Source organism: Limnoglobus sp. (genome assembly GCF_059499385.1).
The window spans coordinates 1-1,934 of sequence record NZ_JCABYM010000075.1 but is presented as its reverse complement, the minus strand read 5'-3'; the positions used below and the strand labels follow the sequence as shown (position 1 = coordinate 1,934).

The following is a 1,934-nucleotide window of genomic DNA, read 5'->3' as shown; positions in this document are numbered from 1 at the left end:
CGGCGTGAGCGCGACGTGGCTGCATGGGTGCGAGCCACGTCGCGCTCACGCCGCGACGCTCGCCGTTGCAATTCCGCGAAGCCGACTGAAGCGTGCAGGTGGTCGGCCTCGACTCGGCCGACCTACCGCGAACGCTCGCCATTCCCGCCGCGCTTCCCGACAATGACCGGATGAAGTACCGCCCCAGTTTCGACGAGTTCGCCGCCCTCGCGCAGTCGCACACGGTCGTCCCGGTGTACCGGCAGCTCGTCGGCGACACGCTCACCCCCGTCTCCGCGTTCAAGGCCGTCGCCGCCCACGACGACTGGGCGTTCCTGTTCGAGAGCGTCGTCGGCGGCGAGCGGATCGGCCGGTACAGCTTCGTCGGGGCCGGGCCGTTCGAGCGGTTCGAGAGCTACGAACAAACCCTCACCCTCCACCGCGACGGCAAGGCCGAAACGACGACGGCGGCCGACCCGCTCAAGGCGCTGGAGGAGCACGTCGCGCGGTTCCGCGCCCCGCACCTGCCGGGGCTGCCGCGGTTCGTCGGCGGGGCCGTCGGGTACGCCAGCTACGACGCCGTCCGGTACGTCGAGCGGCTGCCGAACGCCCCGCGGGACGACCGTCGCATCCCCGACCTGTGCTTCGCCTTCTACGACCGCATGGTCGTGTTCGACCACATCAACAAGACGGTGAACGTCATCGCGCACGCTTCGATCGCGGATCGCGGATCGCGGATCGCGGAACTCAGAACCTCCTATGACGATGCGTGCCGCCGGGTTGACGAGTTGGTCGAAAAGCTCCAGAAGCCGGTGACCGACCTGCCGCTGACGGACATCGCGGTTTCCGTTCCGCGGTCCGACATCCGCGATCCGAGTTCCCACCGCTACCAATCGAACTTCTCCCAGGCCGGGTACGAGGCGGCGGTGCGGAAGACGATCGAATACGTCAACGCCGGGGACGCGTTCCAGGTCGTGCCGAGCCAGCGGTTCCAGACGGAGACGACGGCCGACCCGTTCAACATCTACCGGGCGCTGCGGGTGGTGAACCCGTCGCCGTTCATGTTCTTCGTCAAGTGCGGGCCGGTGAAGCTCGTCGGGGCGTCGCCGGAGATCATGTGCCGCGTCGAGAACGGCGAGATGACCGTCCGCCCGCTGGCGGGAACCCGCAAGCGCGGGGCGACGCCGGAGGAGGACAAGGCGCTCGCCGAGGAGCTGGTCCACGACCCGAAGGAGCGGGCCGAGCACATCATGCTCGTGGACCTCGCCCGCAACGACATCGGCAAGGTCGCGGAGGTCGGCAGCGTGAAGATTAGCGACCTGTTGACCGTCGAACGGTACAGCCACGTCATGCACCTGTCGAGTACCGTGACCGGGACGCTGCGGGCCGGGCTGACGGCGTTCGACGCGATGCGGTCGAGCCTGCCGGCCGGGACGCTGTCCGGCGCGCCGAAGGTGCGGGCGATGGAAATCATCGACGAGCTGGAGCCGCACCGCCGCGGGCCGTATGGCGGTGCGGTCGGGTACTTCGACTTCAGCGGGAACATGGACACCTGCATCGCGCTGCGGACGATGGTGATTCAGGGGACGACGGCCTACGTCCAAGCCGGGGCCGGCGTCGTCGCGGACAGCGACCCGACGAGCGAGTACCAGGAGACGGTGAACAAGGCGATGGGCCTGATGAAGGCGCTCGAGATCGCGGAGACGCAACTGTAGGCCGTTGGGCGGGGTTCGTGGTCTTGTTCCCTCCCCCCTTGGGGGGAGGGTTAGGGAGGGGGGTAAGGCTTGCCGCCCCGGTGAGAATCGTGTCGGAGGGAGGAAGGTCGGGGGGGGGGGGGGGCGCCCCCCCCCCCCCCCCCCCCCCCCCCCCCCCCCCCCCGCCCCACCACCCCCCCCCCCCCCCCCACAACCCACACACCCACACACCCCCCCCCCCCCCCCCCCCCCCCCCCCCCC

1 protein-coding gene is annotated in these 1,934 nt (G+C 70.0%); it reads left to right on the top strand.

The annotated features are described in order from the left end of the window. The first annotated feature begins 170 nt into the window (after window positions 1-170). Window positions 171-1,694, top strand: a complete 1,524-nt coding sequence (gene trpE, locus AC5JJ2_RS13780; protein ID WP_495858576.1) for an anthranilate synthase component I — start codon at window positions 171-173, stop codon at window positions 1,692-1,694. Window positions 1,695-1,934 lie beyond the last annotated feature (240 nt).

What these genes read in the sequence shown, in the direction of transcription:
- trpE (WP_495858576.1), top strand. Translation starts at nt 171, where the DNA reads ATGAAGTACCGCCCCAGTTTCGACGAGTTCGCCGCCCTCGCGCAGTCG.